This is a genomic window from Chlorobium sp. KB01, from assembly GCF_001975465.1.
In the GTDB taxonomy this organism is placed as follows: domain Bacteria; phylum Bacteroidota; class Chlorobiia; order Chlorobiales; family Chlorobiaceae; genus Chlorobium.
Genome location: NZ_MPJE01000051.1, coordinates 1 through 18,435 on the forward strand (window position 1 = coordinate 1; position 18,435 = coordinate 18,435).

15 protein-coding genes are annotated in these 18,435 nt (G+C 52.1%); all 15 read left to right on the top strand.

The window, feature by feature from the left end:
- The first annotated feature begins 236 nt into the window (after positions 1–236).
- The 15 genes from mraZ to BOO20_RS05495 all read left to right on the top strand — a co-directional run bounded on the left by mraZ (position 237) and on the right by BOO20_RS05495 (position 18,414).
- Entirely contained in the window at positions 237–707 is a 471-nt protein-coding gene (gene mraZ / locus BOO20_RS05425; RefSeq protein ID WP_076791243.1) for a division/cell wall cluster transcriptional repressor MraZ, read from the top strand.
- 5 nt (positions 708–712) lie between these two features.
- Positions 713–1,702 carry a 16S rRNA (cytosine(1402)-N(4))-methyltransferase RsmH gene (gene rsmH, locus BOO20_RS05430; RefSeq protein ID WP_076791193.1) on the top strand — a complete coding sequence of 330 codons (990 nt, stop codon included), beginning with the start codon at positions 713–715 and terminating at the stop codon, positions 1,700–1,702.
- A complete protein-coding gene (locus BOO20_RS05435; RefSeq protein ID WP_144277123.1) occupies positions 1,692–2,180 on the top strand; it encodes a hypothetical protein in 489 nt (162 codons plus the stop codon). Before rsmH ends, BOO20_RS05435 begins: the two co-directional genes overlap by 11 nt.
- A 31-nt stretch (positions 2,181–2,211) precedes the next feature.
- Entirely contained in the window at positions 2,212–4,233 is a 2,022-nt protein-coding gene (locus BOO20_RS05440; protein WP_076791196.1) for a penicillin-binding protein, read from the top strand.
- Complete coding sequence (locus BOO20_RS05445) at positions 4,230–5,795, top strand: UDP-N-acetylmuramoyl-L-alanyl-D-glutamate--2,6-diaminopimelate ligase (protein WP_076791198.1); 1,566 nt, start codon at positions 4,230–4,232, stop codon at positions 5,793–5,795. Before BOO20_RS05440 ends, BOO20_RS05445 begins: the two co-directional genes overlap by 4 nt.
- Entirely contained in the window at positions 5,792–7,207 is a 1,416-nt protein-coding gene (gene murF, locus BOO20_RS05450; protein WP_076791200.1) for a UDP-N-acetylmuramoyl-tripeptide--D-alanyl-D-alanine ligase, read from the top strand. Before BOO20_RS05445 ends, murF begins: the two co-directional genes overlap by 4 nt.
- A gap of 7 nt (positions 7,208–7,214) precedes the next feature.
- Complete coding sequence (mraY, locus tag BOO20_RS05455) at positions 7,215–8,321, top strand: phospho-N-acetylmuramoyl-pentapeptide-transferase (protein WP_076791201.1); 1,107 nt, start codon at positions 7,215–7,217, stop codon at positions 8,319–8,321.
- Positions 8,322–8,326: 5 nt separating this feature from the next.
- Positions 8,327–9,724, top strand: a complete 1,398-nt coding sequence (gene murD, locus BOO20_RS05460; RefSeq protein WP_076791203.1) for a UDP-N-acetylmuramoyl-L-alanine--D-glutamate ligase — start codon at positions 8,327–8,329, stop codon at positions 9,722–9,724.
- Positions 9,697–10,911 carry an FtsW/RodA/SpoVE family cell cycle protein gene (locus BOO20_RS05465; RefSeq protein ID WP_083694571.1) on the top strand — a complete coding sequence of 405 codons (1,215 nt, stop codon included), beginning with the start codon at positions 9,697–9,699 and terminating at the stop codon, positions 10,909–10,911. Before murD ends, BOO20_RS05465 begins: the two co-directional genes overlap by 28 nt.
- Positions 10,912–10,923: 12 nt before the next feature.
- Entirely contained in the window at positions 10,924–12,021 is a 1,098-nt protein-coding gene (gene murG / locus BOO20_RS05470) for an undecaprenyldiphospho-muramoylpentapeptide beta-N-acetylglucosaminyltransferase (RefSeq protein ID WP_076791206.1), read from the top strand.
- Between the two features lie 12 nt (positions 12,022–12,033).
- Entirely contained in the window at positions 12,034–13,449 is a 1,416-nt protein-coding gene (gene murC, locus BOO20_RS05475; protein WP_076791208.1) for a UDP-N-acetylmuramate--L-alanine ligase, read from the top strand.
- Between the two features lie 84 nt (positions 13,450–13,533).
- A complete protein-coding gene (locus tag BOO20_RS05480) occupies positions 13,534–14,427 on the top strand; it encodes a cell division protein FtsQ/DivIB (protein ID WP_076791209.1) in 894 nt (297 codons plus the stop codon).
- A 21-nt stretch (positions 14,428–14,448) separates the two neighbouring features.
- The gene (gene ftsA / locus BOO20_RS05485; RefSeq protein ID WP_006367079.1) at positions 14,449–15,750 is read left to right on the top strand and encodes a cell division protein FtsA; all 1,302 of its coding nucleotides are present in this window, start codon (positions 14,449–14,451) and stop codon (positions 15,748–15,750) included.
- Between the two features lie 42 nt (positions 15,751–15,792).
- Positions 15,793–17,073, top strand: coding sequence for a cell division protein FtsZ (gene ftsZ / locus BOO20_RS05490; RefSeq protein WP_076791211.1), 1,281 nt, complete (start codon positions 15,793–15,795; stop codon positions 17,071–17,073).
- Between the two features lie 45 nt (positions 17,074–17,118).
- A complete protein-coding gene (locus BOO20_RS05495) occupies positions 17,119–18,414 on the top strand; it encodes an acetyl-CoA hydrolase/transferase family protein (protein WP_076791213.1) in 1,296 nt (431 codons plus the stop codon).
- The last annotated feature ends 21 nt before the right edge of the window (positions 18,415–18,435 follow it).

Sequence of the window (18,435 nt, forward strand, 5' to 3'; positions counted from 1 at the left end):
AGTGCTGTAGTAATATACGCTTTTTATATTACTACCCACTTCACACAGCGAAGAGCCAATATTTTTTTAGTGCATCCTTTTTTATACATTTTGTAATGTGGAGGAAAATGGTAAAAAATGGGGGTTACTGGTTGTTTTTTCGCTGTTTTTTCCTGTTTTTTGTCTCTCCTGCATGAGCGGAGAGGGTTCCACTCATGATTCATATCTGCATAACGGAAGCTAATCGGGTTGCCAAAATGGCCGGCTTTATAGGAAAAGAGATACATGCTGTCGATGAAAAAGGACGGCTGATGATTCCTGTCAGGTTTCGCCGCAAGTTTGGTCGCCCGGTCGAAGATGGTTCCGCTGAATGTGTCGCCGGTCCGGTCGAGGAGCTCTATATTATGAAAGCCCCGGATCGCTCAATTGAGCTTTATGAGCCGTTTGTCTGGAGCGGTATTCGCAAAACCATCTCGGCTCTTTCTGATTTTAATCCCGAAGAGCGCCTCCTGAAGATATTGATGTATGAAAGTCTTGAAATTGTTACCCTTGACCGTCAGGGCCGGATTGCTCTCTCAAGGGAGTTTCTTGATCATGCGGGGATTTCGGGGGATGTTGTGATTATCGGGGCCGATACAAAAATGACCGTCTGGGACCCAAAGCAGCTCTCGACAGTTCTGCAGGAGAGTTCAGGCCGGATGGCTTCACTTGCCGGAAGGTATTTTTAACGGGCATGGCACAGGATACGTTTCACGTGCCGGTCCTTGCCGATGAGATCGTTGCATTTCTGGTACAAAAGCCGGGAGTCTATGTTGACGGGACTCTTGGCGGTGGTGGCCATTCGGTGGCAATTCTCCGGGCGCTCGAAAAAGCGGGATATATCGAAAGCTCACTCCTGATAGGCATTGATCAGGATGATGCCGCTCTCCGGCAGGCAGAAGAGACGCTCAGGGAGTTCCGGACGAATTCGGTACTCGTCAAAGGGAATTTTGAGGAGATTTCAGGAGTGATACAGAGGGTTTGCAGCGAAAGAGAGCGCCCACGGAAAGTTTCCGGAATTCTTCTGGATCTTGGCGTATCATCCTTTCAGATTGACCGTGCGGAGCGGGGGTTCAGCTATCTGCGTAATGGACCGCTTGATATGCGCATGGACAGCAGCGGGGAGCGGAGCGCAGCAGATATTGTCAATACCTGTGATGAGCGGGAGCTGGCCAAAATTTTTTACCGGTACGGAGAGGAGCCGAGAAGCCGGGCGATTTCGCGGGCGATTGTCGGCTACCGCCAGAAGCATGGCCCGATCAGCACGACAGAGGAGCTTGCAGGTATTATCCGCGCTATCGCTTATGGCGGTGATAATGTCATCAAAACCCTTTCCAGAGTGTTTCAGGCCCTCCGCATAGAGGTGAATCGTGAACTTGATGTCCTTCGTGAAGCACTTTGTGACGGTATCGAATCGCTTGAAGATCATGGGCGGATGGCGGTTATCAGCTATCATTCACTCGAAGACCGGCTCGTGAAAACAGTTTTTGCCGATAGTGCCCGAGAAGACTGGGGCCCTAAAGGAGTAGGTTTGCGGGAGCCTCTCAAGCGAGGTGCCATCAGGCTTGTTACCCGGAAACCGCTGATCGCTTCATCCGGGGAGACGGCTTCAAATTCAAGAGCGCGAAGTGCGAAATTGAGAGTCATTGAAAAAAATCCGGTGGGAGGTTCCTGTGCGAGCTGACAGTGTTATTATCTCGGCCCTGAAGAGGGTGCAGGGCGCGTTCAGGGGGCGGAACGGAACGGCTTCTGACAGTCAGTTTGCTCCTGTCCGTGGCGGTGAGCCCTTTTCACCCGGAACCCCCCGTCCTGAAGCAATGCGTTCCGAGCTCTCCGGCAGTGCGTCAAACAGCAATGGCGCCAGTGAGTCCGGCGGAGATCCATTTGACTTTGATATAGCCTCACTCTTGCGGTTACGCTCTTTTTTATACCTTCTTGGCGGTACCGTTGTTTTTCTGTTTCAGACCAACAATACCCTTTCGATAATCAATCTTGCCAGAGAGAATGAGCGCCTCAGGGAGCAGATTCAGATGACATCCAGTGTGATAACCTCGCAGGAGCTGAAAGTACATGAGTTGCATAGTATCCATAATATCGTGCAAACGGCCGAAACTCTTGGTCTTATGGCATCCGGTGAACCTTCTGTCAAACTTGGGCAATAAATGATCTGCCACGATCTCAACAGGAGTGCTTATGAGTGAAGAGCAGAATACCCGGCGCCCGGATGATCATGAGTTCGGGTGGCGTCTCGGGGTGGTGGTTCTCGTTTATTCTGCATTTATTGCCGCAATTATCGGCATGCTGCTGAGTATACAGGTTATCAATGTTGGCAAATACCGTCAGAAAGCGGCCCGTCAGTATGAGCGGGTGGTGACCGAGAAAGCGCAGCGCGGCGTTATTCTTGACCGGCGTTCACGAATGCTTGCCGAGAGCATCGAGTCGGTCTCTTTTTATGCCAATCCGGCAATTATCAGGAAGTCGCCGCTTTTTGATCAGAAAGGAAAGGCGGTTGTTGACCGGAAAAGCGGAAAACAGAAAACCTTTGACAACTCGGCAAATATCGCTACGATTTTTTCCCGGCAACTCGGTATTAACCGCCTCGAAATCCTTGCCGCATTGAGAAAGCCGAAGGGTGTCGTGGTACTGGGGCGTAAAATTCCCGTTGCAAAAGCACTCCCGCTCATGCAGGAGAAGTATCCGGGAGTCTGGTCTGACAAGGATCAACAGCGCTACTACCTGAATGTTGCCGCTCAGGTGATCGGTTTTACCGACAGTAAAAACGAGGGGAGCAGCGGTCTTGAGTTGCAGCTCAACAAGGCTTTGAAGGGTCGTGACGGGACACGAATATTCCAGCGATCCGCAACAGGCGTCCGTTATCCGGCGCCTGACGCAAAGCAGCTGGATCCGGTTAAAGGCCACACGGTTCAACTGACTCTCGATGCCGATATACAGAGCATTGTCGAAGATGAGCTGACCAAAGCGGTTGAGCGGTTTAATGCCGATGCTGCGGCAAGTATTGTTATGGATGTCCGTACCGGAGAGATCATTGCCATGGCAAACAATCCGGTTTTTGATCTGAACCAGAGAGGGACATGGACTCCGGAGCGATCCCGAAACCGGGCGGTAACCGACAGCTATGAGCCGGGCTCGACCTTCAAGCTGGTTATGGCGGCTGCCGCAACAGAGGTACTGAAAAGAAAAGCGACTGATATTGTCTTTGCCAATAACGGCAACATGCCGATCTATAATCTCAACATCCGTGATCACGAACCATACGGCAATATCACTTTCCGCCAGGCAATAATGTATTCAAGCAATATTGTGGCGGCAAAGACGGCCATGTTGGTCGGAAGTGCAAAGTTCAATGCCTATGCAAGAAATTTCGGTTTTGGTGTTAAAACCGGAGTCGGACTGACCGGAGAGTCGCCCGGAAGGGTTCGTACGCTTGCCCGGTGGGACAGAACCACACTCCCCTGGATGGGGTACGGCTATCAGGTTATGGCGACACCGCTGCAGATCCTTCAGGCTTATGCGGCGGTTGCCAACAATGGTACACTGATGAAGCCCTTTATTATCAAGAAGGTGACTGATGCAGAGGGAAACGTGGTGAGGGAGAGTGTGCCGGAAAAAGTGAGGCAGGTTATTTCCCCTGAAACTGCCAGATATATCGGACGGGAGTATTTCAAGGCGGTTGTTGACAGCGGTACGGCAAAGAGTGCTTCGGTGCCGGGCATCAGCGTCGCAGGAAAGACCGGAACTGCACGGCGCGCTGCCGGGGGTTCCTATGCCAACCCGGTCTATGTCTCATCTTTTGTCGGATATTTCCCTGTTGAGACCCCTCTTTATGCCATTATTGTGGTTGTTGAAAATCCGAGAACAGCCTACTACGCAGCCACGGTTGCTGCGCCGGTTTTTTCCGGCATAGCCTCAAGAATGATCGCCTGTTCGGAAGAGATGCAGAAAAATCTTGCATTCCGTTCACCGCAACAGACCATGCTTGAAACGGCTAAAGCTGTTGCTGTTCCTGAACTGGTCGGACTCAGGGGAAGAGATGCCCGGCGGATGCTGCAATGGCTCAAGCTTGAAATGGAGTATTCAGGAGATTTGGATGGAGTTGTTGCTGCTCAGAGTGTTCTGCCCGGCAAAATGGTTGAGATCTCCAGGGTTATCAGGGTGAGGCTTTCAGAGGGAAACCGTAACCGGAAGAGCTTATGAGTGGCTCAGAACAACGCACAGGGATTCGGCACGTGCCGCTTGAAAAGCTGCTCGGGGGGATCTCCGCGCTGGAGCTGAGAGGAACTCGGGAGCCTGCCGGAGAGGTCACCTGTGTAACCAGTGATTCCCGTGAAGTGATTCCCGGAGCACTGTTTGTTGCCGTAAGAGGGTATTGTACCGATGGGCACCGCTTTATCAAAAGTGCTGTGGAGCGGGGGGCAGGGAGCGTAATCTGTGAAGAGATTCCTTCCGGCATAGAGGATGGTGTGCTGTTCATAAAAGTGACGGACGCGCGTATTGCTCTGGCAGAAGCGGCAAGGCTTTATTATGGAAACGCCTCTGATCAGTTGATGATTATCGGGGTTACCGGAACGAACGGCAAAACCACGACCTCAAAGCTGATAACCTCCATGCTCAATGCCCGGGGGATCTCCTGCGGTTATATCGGGACCAATCTCTGCACGTTTGCAGAGCGGGAGATTCCGCTTGACCGCACCACTCCGGAGGCGCATGGTCTCCATGCGCTTTTTCGCCGGATGGTGGATGGCGGATGCAGGGCTGTGGTGATGGAGGTCTCTTCGCATGCGCTCATGCTGAAGCGGGTACATGGTATACGGTTTCGTGCGGCGGTGTTTACCAATCTGACACCGGAGCACCTTGATTTTCATGAAACCATGGAGGCCTATGCTTCGGCAAAACAGCTGCTTTTTGATCAGCTCACTCCTGATGGTTTTGCGGTGCTCAACCGTGATGACCCTGCCGCCCCGTTTATGGCGGCGAGGGTGCTGCCTGAAAAAATATATTGCTGCTCCCTTTCGGCGCGGCAGGACACCTCGCTCGCATGCGGGAACTCCTTTTTTGCCGAGATTACCGGTGCTTCGATTGCTTCAAGCTGTGTCGCACTGCATTTTCCTGAAACCGTCGTCTCCATGGAGGTAAGGCTTCCGGGCAGCTTTAATGTCATGAACATGCTGGAAGCCGCATCGGTTGGATTTGGTCTGGGTCTTGATCCCGATGAGATATGCCGTGCGCTCTCTCTGGTCTCGGCTGTTGAGGGCCGGATGGAACGGGTTGGCGAGAGTTGTTCGGGAGGGATGGCTTTTGTTGATTATGCGCACACTCCGGATGCGCTCTTCAAGGTGCTCTCAACCCTTCGGGATCTGAAGGATGAGCACTCCCGTCTGATCGTTGTTTTTGGTTGCGGAGGAAACAGGGACCGGTCGAAACGTCCGGAAATGGGCCGTATTGCCTCGGAGCTTGCTGATGAAGTGATCATTACCTCTGATAATCCCCGGGACGAGGATCCGGAAGCTATTCTGGATGCAATAGAGCAGGGGATGAACCGCGATGGCCGATACCGGAGAATCATCGACAGGGCTGAGGCCATAAGCGTTGCCGTGTCGATGATCGGGAAGGGAGATGTCCTTCTTGTGGCCGGAAAGGGACACGAAAAGTATCAGGAAATTTCCGGCAGAAAAGCGTTTTTTTCAGACCGTGAACAATTATTAACCTCTATGCAGAAGAGCTGCGAAGGAGAACCGGAGAAGGAGTGCGAACGATGAAAGGTGTTTTGAGTGTGGAAGATTTCAGGGGGATTGGCGATGTTGTTACCCATGGTTCTCCGCTCCTGACGATTACTGCGCCTGTAGTGGTTATTGATTCACGGGAGGTGAAAGGGGGCGAGCTGTTTGTTGCCCTGAAGGGTGAGAGAACCGATGGCCACAGTTATGTAAGCAATGTTTTTCAGCAGGGGGCAAGCTGGGTGATGGTCAGCCGTGAGTGGTATGAAAAAGAGGGTTCCCCACAGCCTCCCGAAGGCAAAGGGTTTATTGTGACCGATGATCCCGTTGCGGGTCTGCAGCAGCTGGCATCATGCTACCGTAAAACCTTTTCCATTCCCGTTGTGGCTATCGGAGGCAGCAATGGAAAAACTACGACCAAGGAGATGGTCGCTTCGGTACTTGCAACCGGATTCACAGTGCAGATGAGCCAGGGGAACAGGAACAATCATCTTGGTGTACCGCTCACCCTGCTTCAGTTACGGCCCGATACCGGTATTGCGGTTGTTGAAGTTGGAATAAACCATCCCGGAGAGATGGAGGAGCTGACGGCCATTGCCAGGCCGACCCACGGCCTGTTGACCAATATCGGCCATGAGCACCTGGAGTTTCTGATTGATCTCGATGGTGTTGCGGCTGCTGAAACACAGCTTTTCACCTATCTGCAGGAGAGTGGCGGAACCGCTTTTGTAAACGGTGATGATTCACGGCTCAGCTCTGCCGGAGAGGCGCTTGAGGGGCCGGTCATCTACGGAACAGCTGACCTTCCGGGCCGGATCTGCCGGGCGAGGGATATCAGCGTTTGCCGGGATGGCCGCATCTCGTTCGTGTTGTGTTCAGCCGACCGAACTGAACCGGTTACCCTGAACTTTACCGGAAAACATAATGTGATCAATGCGGTTGCTGCAGCAGCTGTCGGCCTCCATTTCGGGCTGTCTCTCTCCCGTATCAGGGAGGGGCTTGAATCTCTGGTTCCGGCTCCCGGCTGGAAACGGCTCGAAGTGATGGATTCCGGCGGCCTCCGTATTCTCAATGACACCTATAATGCCAACTCCGACTCCATGCGTCTGGCCATTGATGCCCTGTGTGATCTGCCCTGTGAAGGCAAACGCATAGCGGTGCTTGGAGATATGCTTGAACTCGGTGCCGCCGGAGATGTTGAACATGAATCGATTGGCCGCTATATTCACGGGAGCCGCGTTGACCGGCTCTATGTTTATGGAGAGAAAGCGAGGCTGATCTGCCGGGAGTCACCGGGAAGCTGTCAGGGTCACTTTTCAACTCATGAAGAGCTGCTTGAGGCACTGCTTGAAGGGGTGCATGACGGGGACGCGATTCTTTTCAAGGGGTCAAGGGGGATGAAGCTTGAGCGTGTGGTTGAGGCACTCATTAACGTACGAACCAATAACAGGTAAGATTACAATGCTTTATTATCTGCTGAAGTACATCAATGATCTCTTTCACCCACCGGTACTTCGGGTTATTGAGTATCTCACCTTCAGGGCAAGTGCCGCTGCCATTACGGCGCTTTTGATCACCCTGTTTGTCGGGCCGGGATTCATCAACTACCTTAAATCCCGGATTATTGAGCCGATCAAGGAGGAGGCGCCACCTGAACACCGGAAGAAAAAAGCGGTGCCGACAATGGGCGGGCTGCTCATTATCTTTTCCATAGAGATCTCGGTCCTGCTCTGGTCGAAATTCAATGATCCGCATGTCTGGCTGATTATGCTTGCGGTACTCTGGATGGGTGTAATCGGTTTTATTGATGATTACCGGAAGGTGGTGCTGAAAATCAAGGGAGGGCTTTCGGCCCGCTACAAGCTGATAGGCCAGATAACTCTCGGACTGGTGATAGGGCTCTATACCCGGTTCGATCCCGCTTTTTCCGTGCTCCTTTCAACGACAACGGTTCCGTTTTTTAAATACCTGACCATCGATTACGGGATTTTTTATATCCCTATCGTTATTTTTATCATTACCGCAGTCTCCAATGCGGTCAACCTGACCGACGGGCTTGACGGGCTTGCTTCCGGCAGCTCTGCCATCGTGGTGATGGGGCTTGGCGGCTTCTCCTATCTTGCCGGAAACGCGGTCTATGCAAACTATCTCAATATTCCCTTTATTGCCGGAGGAGGAGAGATTGCCGTGGTCTGTATGGCCATCGTCATGTCCTGCGTAGGCTTTTTATGGTTCAACTCCAATCCTGCCGAAATTTTCATGGGTGATACCGGTTCGCTTGCCCTCGGAAGCGCTATTGCGGTTATCGCACTGCTTATCAAGCAGGAGCTGCTCCTTCCGGTGATGGCGGGTATATTTTTTCTTGAAACGCTCTCGGTCTCCCTTCAGGTACTCTATTTCAAATACACAAAAATGCGCTTTGGCCAGGGACGCCGTATTTTTCTTATGGCACCGCTGCATCACCATTTTCAATTGAAAGGGTGGGCGGAACAGAAGATTGTTATCAGGTTCTGGATTGTGACGATTCTCTTTTTTCTTGCCAGTCTCATGACCTTAAAACTCAGATAGGGGCTATGGATCTATCCGGAAAAAAAGTTACGGTCCTTGGTGCCGCCAAAAGCGGTATAGCTGCAGCGGCACTGCTCCACAGCAGAGGCGCACAGGTACTGGTCAGTGAACTGGGAAGGATCGGAGAGGCAGCACAGCACTCACTTCATGAGCTGAACATCCCGTTTGAAGAGGAGGGTCACTCCGGCCGGATTTATGATGCCGATCTCTGTGTCATCAGCCCCGGGATACCACCTACAGCAAAGGTTGTGCAAGCCATGCAGCAGAGAGGTATTGCAATCTTCAGCGAGATTGAGATCGCCGCTCTTTTCTGCCGGGCAAGAGTTGTCGGTATAACCGGTACGGATGGCAAAACCACCACAGCCACCTTGATTCACCGGATATGCGAAGCTGACGGCCTGCTGCACAACTATCGGGCATTCAGTGTCGGCAACATCGGTATACCGTTTTCGTCGATGGTTCTGGAGATGCATCCCCGGGATGTTGCTGTTGTCGAGCTGAGCAGTTACCAGCTGGAGCGCTGTGTTGCCTTCCGCCCCGATATTGCGGTGATTACCAATATTACGCCGGATCACCTTGCCCGTTATGAGGGTGATATGCATCGGTATGCGGCAGCGAAATTCAGGATATATCAAAATCAGGGGGAGCGCGACACGCTCATCTACAATGATGATGATCCCCTGCTCAGTGCACATTTTGCCGTTGACTCCGCCAGATTTCCTTTTCAGATAGTTCCATTCCGGATGGATCAGCGCGCAGCAGACGGGAGTGACCGGAGTATGGTTTTTCTTGAAAACGACAGGGTGGTTTTCCGAACCGTGAGCGGAGAGGAAACGGTTGTGGCAACAGCGGATTTTCTGAAAGAGAGTTTTCGGGGTCGTCACAATATTTATAATGTACTCGCGGCAGTTGCGGTCTCAAAGGTACTGGGTATCGAGAGCGGGGTTGTCCGTGACGTGCTTTCGGATTTCACCGGGGTCGAGCACCGTCAGGAGTTTGTCATGACCATCAACGGTTCCGGCTGGATCAACGACTCAAAAGCGACAAACCTCAACGCCATGCGACAGGCGCTCGAATCGGCACCGGGAAAGGTGGTTCTGATTGCCGGCGGACAGGACAAGGGAAATGATTATGCAACAATAACCGGGCTTGTCCGGACAAAGGTTGCACTGATTGTCGCTATCGGTGAATCAAAAGAGAAGCTTGTTTCGGCTTTTGAGGGTGTTGTTCCCGTCAAGCAGGCAGAGTCGCTTCAGGCGGCAGTGGCCATGGCTCGAAACGCCGTTGAGCGTGGAGAGAGCGTCCTCTTTTCCCCGGGGTGTGCAAGCTTTGATATGTTCGAGAATTTCGAGGATCGCGGCCGGCAGTTTAAACAATGCGTTCAACAGTTATCCTCATGCTGAATACTCCCCAACATCAGGCATCCAAAGAGGGGGCTGCTCCTGAAGCCTTGTCGCTTCCTTCCCGCGGGGAGGGAATTGCCGGAAAACTGCTCATGCTCATTGTTGCCATTCTCATGTGCATCGGGGTGGTTGTTGTATACAGCAGCGGAGCCGGATGGGCTGAGACGAAATATGCGAGCACTGAATATTTTTTATGGAGGCAGCTTACCTTTTCCCTCCTCGGAATTGTCACTATCGTTTTGATTGCCCAGCTTGACTATCACGTTTTCTGGAAAACCAGCAAGATTATTCTTGCTGTCAGTATTGTGCTTCTGACGCTTCTTCTTGCCCTGAAAGCGGTTGGTATTATTTCCGGTGCGGCGCGCTGGATAGGGTTTGGTCCGCTTAAATTTCAGGTATCCGATTTTGCAAAATACGCCCTGATTTTTCATTTTTCCCGTCTCATCAGCGAAAAGCAGAGTTATATCAAGGATCTCAACAGCTCGTTCTATCCCCTGCTTACCATTCTTTTGACTGTTGTTTGTCTTGTGGCTCTTGAGCCGAACTTCAGTACGGCATCACTGATCGCCATGATCGGCTTTATGCTGATGTTTATTGGCGGGGTCAGTATCCGTCATCTGCTGCTTACCGCATTGCCCCTGATTCCTGTCGCAGCCGTCTTTGCCAATGCGGCGCCCTACCGGGTAGCACGTCTGCTCTCATTTTTCAGCGGAGATGAGAAAGGGATGAGCTATCAGGTCGTACAGGCGTTGATCGGCCTCGGAAACGGCGGGCTGTTCGGTCTTGGCATCGGTGCCAGCAAGCAGCGCCAGCTCTATCTGCCGCTCTCCTATAACGATTTTGTCTTTGTTGTTGTCGGCGAGGAGTATGGATTTGTCGGCGCCCTTGCGGTCATTGCGCTTTTTGCCGGATTTTTTTTCTGTGGTCTTATCATTGCCAAGCATGCCCCGGATAATTTCGGCAAGTATGTTGCCAGCGGCATCACCATGGCGATCTCTCTTTTTGCATTTATCAATATTGCGGTTGCCTGCCATCTGCTGCCGACAACGGGTGTTGCGCTGCCCTTTATCAGTTATGGCGGTACCGCACTGCTCTTCAACTCCCTCGGAGTTGGTATTCTTATGAGCATATCCCGTTACAAGAAACGGGAGCTTGACCGTATTGTCAGGAATGAGGCTTCTAAATAAAAGGATGGTTCCATGAAAGTGCTTTTTGCCGGCGGCGGAACAGGCGGGCATTTGTATCCGGCAGTAGCCATGGCCGGTGAACTGCGCAAGCTTGTGGCGGATGTCGACGTTGCTTTTGCCGGTACAACAAGCGGCATTGAGGCGACCGAAGTCCCGAGACTCGGTTACCGCCTCCACCTGATTCCGGTAAAAGGGCTGAAAAGAGGGTTCTCTCCCTCCAATATTCTGGCAAATCTCGGGATCATTTCCGGCTTTGCGGCCTCGGTTTTCCGGGCGGCGGCCCTGATCCGGCGTGAGGCTCCTGATGTTGTGGTCGGAACCGGAGGGTTTGTCAGCGCACCGGTGCTCCTTGCGGCCCAGTTGACGGGTAAAAAAACACTTATCCAGGAGCAGAATGCTTTTCCGGGTGTCACAACAAAGCTGCTTTCATTGCTGGCAAGCGAAATCCATCTTGCATTTGAAGATGCACGCAGGTTTATTCCGGGATCAAGAGAGGTCTGTATTACCGGCAATCCGGCCCGGTCATTTGTACTGCACTCCCCTCATGAGGCGAGGGCGGCTTTCGGCCTGCATGAAGATCGCCCTACCCTTCTCGTCTTCGGAGGGAGCCGTGGCGCGCGCTCAATCAACAATGCCATACTTCAGTGCGTTCCGGAGATAACGGCATCATCAAACATACTCTGGCAGACCGGGGCTCTTGACTTTGAGCGGATCAAAAAACAGGTGGTTCCCTCCCCTTATCTTGCGGTTTGTCCGTATATTGAGGAGATGGGTGCTGCATACAGCGTGGCAGACCTGGTTGTGTGCCGTGCGGGAGCATCATCAATTGCGGAGCTTACAAATCTTGGAAAGCCTTCGGTGCTTGTCCCTTATCCCTATGCGACCGGCGACCATCAGCGCCATAATGCAAGGGCACTGGTAAAGGACGGGGCAGCCATGGTGATTGAGGATGACCATCTTGGAGATTCGGATGCAATTAAAAAAATTCTTGAGCTGCTGCATAATCCGGGAAAGCTGAAAAGCATGGGCGCCGAATCGGTAAAACTGGGCTATCCTGACGCAGCCCGTCAACTTGCCCTGCGGATTATAACGCTTGCCAAAAAACATTAAGGAGTAGAATTCATGGAACTCGGGAAGACAAAAAGTGTTCATATCGTCGGAATCGGGGGTGCCGGTATGAGTGCTATAGCTGAACTGCTCCTGAAGTCAGGGTTCGGAGTAACGGGTTCTGATGTATCGACCGGAGAGGTGACCGACAAGCTTGTTGAGCATGGCGCAGTCATTTATCAGGGCCATCGTGCCGAGCAGGTTACCGCCTGTGATGTGGTGGTCTACTCTTCAGCTATCCGGCAGGAAGAAAATGTTGAAATCATTGCCGCCCGAAAAGCAGGCATTCCGGTTATCAAAAGGGATGAAATGCTGGGTGAGCTTATGCGCTATAAATCCGGAATCTGCATCTCCGGTACGCATGGCAAGACAACCACCACGGCCATGATCGCAACCATGCTCATTGAGTCCGGTGAGTCGCCAACGGTCATGATCGGAGGAATATCAGACTATCTGAAAGGCAGTACGGTTGTCGGTGAGGGGAAATACATGGTTATTGAGGCGGATGAGTTTGACCGGGCATTTTTAAGGCTTACGCCAACCATTGCCATTGTCAACAGCCTTGAGTCGGAGCATATGGACACATACGGGACGCTTGATGACCTGAAGCAGGCCTTTATTGCCTTTGCCAACAAGGTCCCTTTTTATGGAAGGGTAATCTGTTGTGTAGACTGGCCGGAGATCAGAAAAATCATTCCTTCGCTGGACCGGGTCTATACAACGTTCGGCATTGAAGAGCCTGCCGATGTTATGGCTTTTGATATTGTGCTCGAAAAACAGCGATCAACGTTTACGGTTCGGGCCTTTGGCATTGAGTATCGTGATGTCAGCATTAATGTCCCGGGCCGTCATAATGTGCTTAATGCCCTTGCTGCATTTTCAACGGGTCTTGAGCTGGGAATCGCACCTGAACGGCTGATTGCCGGTCTTGCCTGCTACAGCGGCATGAGGCGGAGATTCCAGGTGAAATTCGATAACGGCAAGGGGCTTATAGTTGTTGACGATTATGCCCATCACCCGTCAGAAGTCAAGGCGACGGTCAAGGCGGCCAAGAGCGGCTGGGTTGATTCCCGGGTGGTTGCTGTTTTTCAGCCGCACCTCTTTTCCCGCACAAAAGAGTTTGCCGATGAGTACGGTTGGGCGCTTTCACGGGCCGATATTGTCTTTATTGCCGATGTCTACCCTTCAAGGGAGAAGGCGGTGGATTATCCCGGAGTAGACGGCACTCTGGTTTCGACAGCGGTCAGAAAAGCCGGAGGCAAGCATGTCGAGTTTATTGCGGAGAGGGCATCGCTTTTTGCTGCGCTCAAAGAGTATGCGGTTGATGGAACCATGCTGCTCTTCATGGGTGCGGGGGATATTACGAGGCTTGCCTCCGAAGCCGCTGAGTTCTGCCGGACCGGCGCGCTTGACGGGCGGGATCTCCTGTGAGCAGAATAAGAAAACATGGTGATGGCGCAGGAGCATCGAGCTCCGCAGCTGCGCGCTTGATGACGCGGATGAAAAAGCTTTTTTATGCCTGATTCTGAATTTCAGCAATACAAGGGAGAGCCCTTGGAGAGTGCCCCTCAGGAGTATCCGGAAGCCGGAGACAAGGGGGGGGCATTCGATCCTCAGGTTCCGGCATACTCCGGAAACTGGAAGGCGCTGCTGTTTGTTATGGTGATTGTCTTGTCTGCCCTCTTTGCGCTTGCGCAATATGCTTCGCACTGGAAAAAAGAGGTCGTTGTCAGGGAGGTTGTCATTGACGGACTCTCAATTCTCTCCCGAAGCGAGCTGGCGGCAAATCTTAAAGGATATCAGGGGAAAAATCTGCAGCAGCTTGATGCCACAGAGATCAGGAAACGGGTGGTTGCCTCCCCCTATGTCAAGGACGCAGTGATCAGCAAGGAGCTGAACGGGATTGTCCGGATAAGGGTTCTTGAGCGGGTGCCGGTAGCCATGACGGTTATTGGCGGCAGGGTCATGGCAATAGACCGGGAGGGGTTTCTTCTGCCTGTGAGAGCGGCTCTGTCAGGCCAGGTGCCGAAATTGCTTGAGGTTCGGGGTATAAGCCGGCTCAGGACCGCTCGAAATGGTCTGCAGCAGCTTGCTATTCGTGACAGCTACCTGCTCCAGCAGTTTCTGGATGCTCTTGCTTCAACGGATTATGCCCCTTTGCTGGTTCGTGAGTTCCATTTTGAAGAGAACAATCACTCCTGTTTTGTTGCTGTTCAGGCCCCTACCCGTTTTATCGTAGGCAATGATGGTAACTTCAAGGAAAAGTTGAAAAAATTCGAGATATTCTGGCAAAAGGTTGTATCAATTAAAGGTTTTGGAACTTTCGAGACTGTGGACTTGAGGTTCAGGGACAGGATTTTTACCAGGGATCCTGTATCTCCGGAAGTCCCGCAGGTTAATCCCCTGTGATAATCATGCAAGAATAGAACAATGCTGAAAAGCAATATTGCTGTTGGTCTTGATATCGGAACAACGAAGGTTTGCGTTGTTGTTGCCGAAAAAGATGCTCTCGGTAAACTCAATGTGCTTGGCAAAGGCCGTTCAAATTCAGATGGCCTTCAAAGAGCGACTGTTGTCAATATCAACAAGACTGTTGCCGCAATCAAGGCGGCTGTAGCTGACGCCGAACGGGAGTCATCAATTCGTATCAATGGCGTCAATGTCGGCATTTCCGGGGCTCATGTTCACTGTATTCACAGTAATTCGGAAATCAGCATCAATCAGTCCGGAATTGTCAATGACTCTGATGTCAAGCGATTTCTGGAAAAAGCCAAGACCAATATCCGCTATCTGGATATCGATCACGAGATTATCCATGTCATTCCGCAGGAGTTCATTGTTGATGATCAGGAGGGGTTGCTCGATCCTATAGGGATGGCCGGAACGACCATGCGCGGCAGCGCCTATATTGTAGTCGGTCAGCGCACCAAGATTCGCAATATCAAGCAGTGTGTCGAGAAGGCCGGACTGGAGATAAACGGGCTGACCTTTGAGCCTGTAGCCTCCGGTATGGCGGTCATAAAAGAGCGTGAGGAGAAGAGCGGAGTTGTTGTTATTGATATCGGCGGAGGAACCACCGAGGTTGCCATCTATAATAACGGAGCGATCCGATACTCTGAAGTGATCAAGGTCGCCGGCAATGATGTAACGCACGATGTTGCTCACGGAGTCAAGGCGCTGTATGAGGTGGCCGAAGAGCTTAAAATACAGCATGGCTGCGCCTATGCCCAGTTGAGCGGCGAAGATGAAGAGCTGCTTATTGAGGGAATTGAAGGGCGGCCGCAAAAATCATTTCCCAAAAGTTCATTGACCATGATCATCGAAGCCCGGATGATGGAGATTCTGGAGCTTGTCAGGGACTCGGTCAAACGGTCTGGTTACTATGAGTACATCAATGCCGGAGCCATTATCACCGGTGGTGGTTCGCTCCTGCCGGGTACCGAGGAACTTGCCCGCGATGTGCTCGGGCTTGATGTCCGTATCGGATATCCGGAAGGCGTATCGGGCGGAATCAAGGGTTCCATCAACAATCCCATGTATGCTACCGTGATGGGACTTGTTGCCCATTCGTTTCAGTATACCCCTCCCGACGATTATGGTTTCGCTTCAACAGCCGAGGTGCTGCCGAATTCTGCGCAGGCCGTCATTGAAGAAGAGAGTCCCGTTCAGGAGTCGGGCCCGGCGCGTAAAAAAATTGTGGATCGTATGAAGAAATTCTGGGAGCAATTGTAATGGTCGCAGCAAACATGAGCGATTTAAAGGGAGAACTGACTGATGGCGTTTGAGCTGGATCCCGGACTGTTTGACAGTGAGCAGGGAAAAGGGGTTACCATAAGGATTGTCGGTGTCGGAGGTTGCGGCGGCAATGCCGTTAACAATATGATTGACCGGAAAATCAGCGGCGTTGAATATATCGTATTCAATACCGACCGCCAGGCGCTGCTGAACTCCAAGGCACCGATCAGGGTGCAGATCGGCAAGAAAGCGACCAACGGGCTTGGAGCTGGAGCTGATCCTGCCAAAGGCCGGCAGGCAGCAGAGGATGACCGCGAGATTATAGCCGCCCAGCTCAGGGGTGCCGACCTTGTTTTTATTGCAGCAGGTATGGGCAAGGGAACCGGTACCGGTGCAGCTCCTGTTATCGCCTCTATTGCAAGGAATATGGGGATCCTGACTATCGGGGTTGCAACCAGACCCTTCAATTTTGAAGGCCAGGTCAAGGCAAAGATTGCTGATGGAGGCATTGCCGAGCTCCGCAAATATATTGATACGCTCATTCTTGTTGAAAACGAGAAGATTCTCAGTATTGCCGAGGAGGGGGTAAGTGCCACAGAGGCATTCAACATGGCAAACGATGTGCTCTACCGGGCGGCAAAAGGTATTGCTGATATTATTACCCGCCACGGGCATGTCAATGTTGACTTTGCTGATGTTCGCAGTATAATGTCCGGAGCCGGTGATGCGGTTATGGGTTCTTCGGCTGCGTCGGGAGAGCGCCGGGCACTGAAGGCTTCATCGGATGCGCTCAACAGTCCGCTGCTTGAGGGTGTGTCGGTAAACGGAGCCAAAGGTGTGCTGGTTAACATTACCGGCGAGGTCACCATGAGGGACATGAGGGACGCCATGAGCTATATCGAGGAGCAGGTTGGCAGCAATGCCAAGATAATAAACGGTTATGTCGATGAACCGCAGGTTTCCGGAGAGATCAGGGTTACCGTTATTGTAACCGGATTCAAGCGGGTCGAGGAGAGTGATGAGCATGAGAGCGCACAGCGCAGCTCATCCTCTGCTTCGCAGGGGTTCCGTCAGGGGCAGGCTCTCTCTTCGTCTGTCAGGCAGCCCAACTCTGTTTACCCCGAACGACAGGAGGAGGATTTGCGTATTCCCGCATATATCCGGCGCCAGTTGTCCATCCATGATCCGCATGAGGTGGAGGGCAGAAAAAATTCCGGAGCAACTGATCAGAAGACGACAGTACCGGCAGGAACAGGAGATAGTGATGATAAAATTCAGAAAGGGTCAACAGATACACCGGCATATCTCCGCAGGAAATAAAAACGGAATCTGAAACAGCCTTTCTCATAATCAATAAAGGTTGTTATGGGTTATTGCATGCTTTCCGCAGAAGAAGCGGTGGCAAAAATCAAGTCAGGAGACAGGGTCTTTCTTCATACAGCAGCGGCAACTCCGCAACGGTTGATTGAGGCGATGGTCGCCCGGGCCGGTGAGTTGAGGAATGTTGAAATTGTCAGTTTGCATACCGAAGGCGATGCGCCCTACGCAAAGCCGGAGTATCGGGAAAGCTTCAGAATGAATGCCCTTTTTGTGGGCAGAAATATCCGCGAGGCCGTTCAGAATGGTGATGCCGATGCCATTCCGGTTTTTCTGAGCGAGGTTCCCTCTCTTTTCAGAAGCGGAATTCTTCCGCTTGATGTAGCGCTTGTTCATGTCTCACCTCCCGACAGGCATGGCTACTGCTCTCTCGGAGTTTCGGTCGATGCCACCCTCGCCGCCGTTCACGCAGCCCGGCTGGTTATTGCCCAGGTGAATCCCAACATGCCCCGAACCCATGGGGAGGGCATGCTTCATGTAAGCAGGATTCATGCAATGGTTGAGGTCTCCGACCCTCTTCCCGAAACGCCCGTGCACAAGCTGAGCGAGACGGAGATCAGTATCGGCCGCCATATCGCTTCCATTGTTGAAGACGGGGCAACCATGCAGATGGGTATCGGTGCTATCCCCGATGCAACACTTGCCGCCCTTTTCAACCACAGGAACCTTGGTATTCACTCTGAAATGTTTTCGGATGGAGTGATCGAACTTGTTGAAAAAGGGGTGATCAACGGCAGTCAAAAGCGGACGCATAAAGAGACGATTGTGGCCAGCTTTCTGGTTGGTACTCGAAGACTCTACGATTTTGTGGATGACAACCCTTTCGTTGAGATGCTTCCTTCCGATTATGTAAACGACACCCGGTCGATCCGGGCAAATCCCAAGGTAACGGCAATCAACAGTGCTCTTGAAATTGACATGACCGGGCAGGTCTGTGCCGATTCTATCGGTCAGAAATACTTTTCCGGTGTCGGCGGTCAGATGGATTTTATTCGCGGAGCCGCACTCTCCCCGGGGGGCAAACCGATCATTGCACTCCCTTCGACGACAAGCAGAGGCGAGTCAAGGATTGTACCGCAACTCAAGCCGGGAGCCGGTGTGGTTACCACAAGGGCGCATGTACAGTATGTCGTGACAGAATTCGGTATTGTCAATCTGCATGGCAAGAATCTTCGGCAGAGAGCTGAAGCGCTTGCAAGCATTGCCCATCCTGATTTCAGAGAGGATATAAGCCGTCAGGCGCATGAGCTCTACGGCTCTTATGGAAGAAGATTCATGGAGTGAGCAACCCGGAAGGCAATCACT

What these genes read in the sequence shown, in the direction of transcription:
- mraZ (WP_076791243.1), top strand. Translation starts at nt 237, where the DNA reads ATGGCCGGCTTTATAGGAAAAGAGATACATGCTGTCGATGAAAAAGGA.
- rsmH (WP_076791193.1), top strand. Translation starts at nt 713, where the DNA reads ATGGCACAGGATACGTTTCACGTGCCGGTCCTTGCCGATGAGATCGTT.
- BOO20_RS05440 (WP_076791196.1), top strand. Translation starts at nt 2,212, where the DNA reads ATGAGTGAAGAGCAGAATACCCGGCGCCCGGATGATCATGAGTTCGGG.
- BOO20_RS05445 (WP_076791198.1), top strand. Translation starts at nt 4,230, where the DNA reads ATGAGTGGCTCAGAACAACGCACAGGGATTCGGCACGTGCCGCTTGAA.
- murF (WP_076791200.1), top strand. Translation starts at nt 5,792, where the DNA reads ATGAAAGGTGTTTTGAGTGTGGAAGATTTCAGGGGGATTGGCGATGTT.
- mraY (WP_076791201.1), top strand. Translation starts at nt 7,215, where the DNA reads ATGCTTTATTATCTGCTGAAGTACATCAATGATCTCTTTCACCCACCG.
- murD (WP_076791203.1), top strand. Translation starts at nt 8,327, where the DNA reads ATGGATCTATCCGGAAAAAAAGTTACGGTCCTTGGTGCCGCCAAAAGC.
- BOO20_RS05465 (WP_083694571.1), top strand. Translation starts at nt 9,697, where the DNA reads ATGCGTTCAACAGTTATCCTCATGCTGAATACTCCCCAACATCAGGCA.
- murG (WP_076791206.1), top strand. Translation starts at nt 10,924, where the DNA reads ATGAAAGTGCTTTTTGCCGGCGGCGGAACAGGCGGGCATTTGTATCCG.
- murC (WP_076791208.1), top strand. Translation starts at nt 12,034, where the DNA reads ATGGAACTCGGGAAGACAAAAAGTGTTCATATCGTCGGAATCGGGGGT.
- BOO20_RS05480 (WP_076791209.1), top strand. Translation starts at nt 13,534, where the DNA reads ATGCCTGATTCTGAATTTCAGCAATACAAGGGAGAGCCCTTGGAGAGT.
- ftsA (WP_006367079.1), top strand. Translation starts at nt 14,449, where the DNA reads ATGCTGAAAAGCAATATTGCTGTTGGTCTTGATATCGGAACAACGAAG.
- ftsZ (WP_076791211.1), top strand. Translation starts at nt 15,793, where the DNA reads ATGGCGTTTGAGCTGGATCCCGGACTGTTTGACAGTGAGCAGGGAAAA.
- BOO20_RS05495 (WP_076791213.1), top strand. Translation starts at nt 17,119, where the DNA reads ATGGGTTATTGCATGCTTTCCGCAGAAGAAGCGGTGGCAAAAATCAAG.